Source organism: Achromobacter sp. (assembly GCF_049647645.1).
Taxonomy (GTDB): domain Bacteria; phylum Pseudomonadota; class Gammaproteobacteria; order Burkholderiales; family Burkholderiaceae_B; genus Achromobacter.
Window position 1 is genome coordinate 1 of the sequence record NZ_JBARYB010000160.1, and the last position, 5,540, is coordinate 5,540.

Annotated in this window: 5 protein-coding genes; 3 read left to right on the forward strand and 2 right to left on the reverse strand. The window is 68.4% G+C overall.

Annotated elements, in window-relative coordinates:
* Together WBB14_RS18995 and WBB14_RS19000 are read right to left on the reverse strand one after the other, a co-directional pair.
* Nucleotides 1–602: SulP family inorganic anion transporter (locus tag WBB14_RS18995; protein WP_424241202.1), on the reverse strand; the 602-nt coding region annotated here is incomplete at its 3' end.
* Between the two features lie 256 nt (nt 603–858).
* The gene (locus tag WBB14_RS19000; protein ID WP_424241203.1) at nt 859–1,761 is read right to left on the reverse strand and encodes a LysR family transcriptional regulator; all 903 of its coding nucleotides are present in this window, start codon (nt 1,759–1,761) and stop codon (nt 859–861) included.
* A 126-nt stretch (nt 1,762–1,887) separates the two neighbouring features.
* Here WBB14_RS19000 and WBB14_RS19005 point away from each other — a divergent pair, with 126 nt between their 5' ends.
* The 3 genes from WBB14_RS19005 to WBB14_RS19015 form a co-directional block, all read left to right on the forward strand.
* Nucleotides 1,888–3,588 (forward strand): acyl-CoA dehydrogenase family protein, encoded by a 1,701-nt coding sequence (locus tag WBB14_RS19005; RefSeq protein ID WP_424241204.1) that lies wholly within the window; start codon nt 1,888–1,890, stop codon nt 3,586–3,588.
* A 48-nt stretch (nt 3,589–3,636) separates the two neighbouring features.
* The gene (locus WBB14_RS19010; RefSeq protein ID WP_424241205.1) at nt 3,637–4,620 is read left to right on the forward strand and encodes a Bug family tripartite tricarboxylate transporter substrate binding protein; all 984 of its coding nucleotides are present in this window, start codon (nt 3,637–3,639) and stop codon (nt 4,618–4,620) included.
* 11 nt (nt 4,621–4,631) lie between these two features.
* A partial coding sequence (locus WBB14_RS19015; protein WP_424241206.1) for a CaiB/BaiF CoA transferase family protein occupies nt 4,632–5,540 on the forward strand: 909 nt, incomplete at its 3' end.

The following is a 5,540-nucleotide window of genomic DNA, read 5'->3' on the forward strand; positions in this document are numbered from 1 at the left end:
CCCCATGCCGGCAGCCAGCGCTGCCAGCCGACGATCACCGCCAGCGACGCCAGCGCCACGCCGGCGGCCCAGGGATTGATCGTGGACAGGTGGCCGCCCAGCGCGCCCAGGATGCCGAAGAAGTCGCCCGGCATCTTGGGAATCGCGAGGCCGAGGAAATCCTTGACCTGCGACAGCGCGATCAGCACCGCGATGCCGTTGGTGAAGCCGATGATCACCGCCACCGGAATGAAGCGCACCAGCGTGCCCAGCCTGAGCAGCCCCATCACGAACAGCAGCACGCCGGACAGCGCCGTGGCGATGATCAGGTTGGCCACGCCGTACTGCTGCACGATGTCGTAGACGATGACGATGAAGGCGCCCGCCGGCCCGCCGATCTGCACCCGGCTGCCGCCGAGCAAAGCGACCAGGAAGCCCGCGATGATGGAAGTGAAGAGGCCAGCCTCGGGCTTGAGGCCCGAGCCGATGGCGAACGCCATGGCCAGCGGCAGCGCGACCACGGCCACGGTAAGCCCTGCGCCCAGGTCCTGCGCGAAGCGGACACGGTCGTAACCGCGCAACGCGTCAACAAGGCGCGGACGAAACGAAAAAGGAATTTCCACGAAAGACTCCGGAGAAGTGGAACTGAGACGCCCTGCAGTGGGGTTCAGTACTTCGCCGGAGGGCCGCAGTGGCGCAGCCTGGTGATGAATCGCCTGCGGCGCGTCAGCGGCAGGACTGGTCGGTAGGACATGGCTAAAACCCGGAATTCGCGTTCGTTCGTAGGCAAACGGTTCCATCCCTGGCCGGATACTGACGGCGCGGGATACCGCTAACGATAAGCCTTTGGCCCGGTTCTGCCTACCCGCAATCCGCGCTTCACGCCGTTTCCAGGCGCTCCCAGTCATGCCGCGCCGCCATTTCCACCGCCTTTTCCTGCAGCGGCGTACGCGCGGCCTCGCGCCAGATCATCTGGCTGAGCGAACGGGCTTCGTGCTCGAAGGCGATGAAACGCGTCCCCGCCAGCCCGCTGCGCGACAGGCAGGCCGGCACGATGGACACGCCCAACCCCTGCGACACCAGCGAGGCCACGCTCAGCCAATGCCGCACCTCGTGCCGGATCACGGGCATGAAGCCCGCCGCCACGCACATGGACAGCACCGTCTCGTAATAGCTGGGCGAGGCCGCGCGGGCGAAGAAGACGAAATCGTCCGCCGCCAGCTCGGCCAGCCGCAGGGACTTCCGGCCGGCCAGCGGATGCGCTTGCGGCAGGCACACCATGAAAGGCTCGGCCATCAGGTCGCGCGCCTGCACTCCGTTCGGCACGGGATTGGCGTGGATGAAGCCCAGATCCTGCTCGCCGCGGCGCACGGCCTCGATCTGGTCGTGCGAGTTCAGTTCGGTCAGCACGTGCTCCACGTCCGGCAGCTCGGCCCGCATGGCGTTGAGCAGCGCCGGCAGGCCGCGGTACAGCATGGAGCCCACGAAGCCGATGCGCAGCCGGCCGCGCAGGCCCGCGTCCACGCGCTGCACCAGCGTGCGCACCTCTTCGGCCTGGCGCAGCAGCGTCAAGGCTTCGCGGTACAGCACCTGGCCGGCGTCGGTCAGCTCCACGTGGCGGCTGGTGCGCGTCAGCAGGCGCGCGCCGACGTTGTCCTCCAGCTGCCTGATGGCGTAGCTGAGCGGCGGCTGGGAAATGTGCAGCCGGGTGGCCGCGCGGCTGAAATGGCGCTCTTCGGCCACGGCGATGAAATAACGCAACAGGCGCGGATCCAAGTCCATTTGTCTCCTCTAGAGGCCATGATCCATACTTTTTTTGGATTGTTCTACACACAAACAGTATTTGTATAGATTAATCCATGCAAGCACCATCACAGGCATCGTTCCCGTCTTCAGCAGGATGCCGCCATGGATACCCCCGTCAAGACCGCGCCCCCCGCCGCCACGCCCGTTCCGGATTCGCGCGGACAGAACCTGTTCAGCGCTGATCCGTACGCCGAGGCCCTGAGCCGGCGCTACCTGCCGCCCGCGCTGCACGCCCACCTGCTGCCCCATCTGGAGCGCCTGGGCGCGCTGGCCGGCGGCGTCATGGACGAGCTGGCCGCCACGGCCGACAGGAACCCGCCCACGCTGTCCGTGCGCAGCCGCGCCGGCACCGACGAGTCGCGCATCGACAAGCATCCGGCCTATGTCGAACTGGAACGCCTGGCCTACAGCGAATTCGGCCTGGCCGCGCTGTCGCACCGCGGCGGCGTGCTGGGCTGGCCCGAGCCCATGCCCGCAGCCGCAAAATACGCGCTCAGCCATCTGTTCGTGCAGGCGGAATTCGGCCTGTGCTGCCCGGTCAGCATGACCGATTCGCTGGCCCGCACCCTGCGCAAGTTCGGCGACCCGGAACTGGTCGAGCGAGTCCTGCCCGAGGTGACCTCGCAGGATTTCGACACGCTGCGCCAGGGCGCCATGTTCATGACCGAACAGGGCGCGGGTTCGGACGTCAGCGCCACCGAGGTCACCGCCACCGCGCAGGACGACGGCACCTGGCTGATCCACGGCGACAAGTGGTTCTGCTCCAATCCGGACGCCGGCTACGCCATGGTGCTGGCGCGCAGCGAGCCTCAACCGGGGCTCAAAGGCGTGTCGCTGTTCCTGCTGCCCCGCGACCTGGCCGACGGCACCCACAACCACTACCGCATCCTGCGCCTGAAGGACAAGCTGGGCACGCGCTCGATGGCCAGCGGCGAAATCCGCCTGGAAGGCGCGGTGGCCTGGCTGGTGGGCGAACGCGGCCGCGGCTTCAAGCACATGGCCGACATGATCAACAACTCGCGCCTCTCCAACGGCATGCGCGCCGCCGGCCTGATGCGCCGCGCCGTCACCGAGGCCATCTACGTCTCGCAGCACCGGCGCGCCTTCGGCAAACGCCTGATCGACATGCCGCTGATGCAGCGCCAGCTGGTCAAGATGACGGTGTGGGCGGAACAGGCGCGCAGCGTGATGTTCCAGACTGCGCGCGCGCTGGCCGATGCCGACCATGGCGCGGCCGATCCCGCGCTGGCGCGCATCCTCACGCCGCTGATCAAGTTCCGCGCCTGCCGCGACGCCCGCAAGGTGACCGGAGACGCCATGGAGGTACGCGGTGGCTGCGGCTACATCGAGGAATGGACCGAACCGCGGCTGGTGCGCGACGCCCACCTGGGTTCCATCTGGGAAGGCACCAGCAACATCGTGGCGCTGGACGTGCTGCGCGCCATCACCCGGGAAAACTCGCTGCCGGCGCTGCGCAGCCACATCGACGGCCTGCTGGCCGCGGGCCGCCCCTGCCCGCCCGCGCTGGCCGAGATGCAGACGCGCGCGCTGGAACAGACCTATGCGCTGGCCGAACACGCTGCCCAGGCCGACCGCCCCGAACTGGCGCGCCAGGCGGCTTCGCTGCTGTACCACGCGGTGTCCATGGCCGCCCTGCGCTGGGAAGCCACCGAACCCGGCCTCGAAAGCCGCGCGCTGCTGGCCGACCAGGTGCTGCAGCACCGCCTGGGCCCGCGCGATCCCTATGCCATCCCGGCCGACGAAAGCGCGGCGTGCCGGGCCATCCTGCAATACGCGCTGTAAGCACCGACGCCGGCGGCACAGCCGGCGCGCAACCCACTGGAGACAACCATGACCCGAACCCTCGCCCCCTTGCTGCTGGCGGCCGCCGCCGCCATCGCCCCCGCCACGCCCGCGCTGGCCGCGGATGCCTATCCCTCGGCCCGGCCGGTGACGCTGATCGTGCCCTTCCCGCCTGGCGGCCCCACCGACGCCCTGGCCCGCCGGCTGGCCGACAAGCTGCGGCAGCCATTGAACCAGAACGTCATCGTGGAAAACCGCGCTGGCGCAGGCGGCAATATCGGTTCGGAGTATGTGGCGACTGCCAAGCCCGACGGCTACACCCTGCTGTTCGGCACCTCCGGCCCGCTGGCGATCAACGTCAGCCTGTACAAGCAGCAGGGCTACAACCCCGAGACCAGCTTCGCGCCCATCATCCGCATCGGCCACCTGCCCAACATCCTGGTGGTGAACCCGTCGGTACCCGCCAACAACGCGCAGGAGCTCATCGCCTACGCCAAGAAGAATCCGGACAAGCTGAGCTACGCCTCCTCGGGCAACGGCGCTTCGTCGCACCTGGCCGGGATCCTCTTCAACAACATGGCCGGCACCCAGATCATGCACATCCCCTACAAGGGCACGGGGCCGGCGCTCAATGACTTGCTGGGCGGGCAGGTGTCGATGTCGTTCACCGACATCCTGACCGCGCTGCCCTATATCAAGGCGGGCAAACTGCGCGCCATCGGCCTGGCCAGCGCCCAGCGCTCGGATGCGCTGCCGGACCTGCCCACGCTTTCCGAGCAAGGGCTCAAGGGCTACGACGTCAGCGTGTTCTTCGGCATCGTAGCGCCCAAGGGCACGCCGGCCGATGTGGTGGACACCTTGAACCGCGCCTTCAAGACCGCGCTGTCCGATCCCGAGGTCGCGCAGACGCTGCGCAGCCAGGGCATCGTCGAAGCCCAGGACCAGACGCCGCAAGGCCTGGCCACCTTCATCTCGGCCGAAGTGCCCAAATGGCGCGACCTCATCAAGAGCGCCCACGTTTCCATCGACTGAACGGACCCCACATGGCTGCAACCCTGCCCAATGCCGGCGCCCTGGCCGGCTGCAAAGTGATAGACCTGTCGCGCGTGCTGGGCGGCCCCTATTGCACGCAGATCCTGGCCGACCACGGCGCCGACGTGCTGAAGATCGAACCGCCCGGCGGCGACGAGACACGGGGCTGGGGCCCCCCCTTCCTGGGCGACACGGCGTCCTACTTCATCGGCGTGAACCGCAACAAGGATGGCATGACGCTGGACTTGTCGCAGGCCGCGGGCCAGGAGCTGCTGCGCCGCCTGCTGGCCGATGCCGACGTGCTGGTCGAGAACTTCAAGCCCGGCACGCTGGAAAAATGGGGCTTGGGATACGACACGCTGAACCGCGACTTCCCCGCGCTGATCCATTGCCGGGTCAGCGGCTTCGGCGCTGACGGGCCGCTGGGCGGCCTGCCCGGCTACGACGCCTGCGCCCAGGCCATGTGCGGCCTGATGAGCGTGAACGGCGACGCGGACGGCGACGCCACCCGCGTCGGCCTGCCGGTGGTGGACATGGTGACGGGCCTGAACGCGGCCGTGGCCATCCTGTTGGCGCTGAATGAGCGCGGCCGCAGCGGGCTGGGACAGTTCCTGGACATCACGCTGTACGACTGCGCCTTGTCGCTGCTGCATCCGCACGCGCCCAATTACTTCTACAGCGGCCAGGTGCCCGCGCGCAGCGGCAACGCGCATCCGAACATCGCGCCCTACGAAACGCTGCCCACCGCCAGCGGCCCGATCTTCCTGGCGGTCGGCAACAACCGCCAGTTCGCGCAGTTGGCGCAGACGCTGGAGGCGCCGGGGCTGGCCGAGGATACGCGCTACGCCACCAACGCCGACCGCCTGAGCAACCGCCAGGCCTTGCGCGACGACCTGTCCGCGCTGCTGGCGGGCCACGAC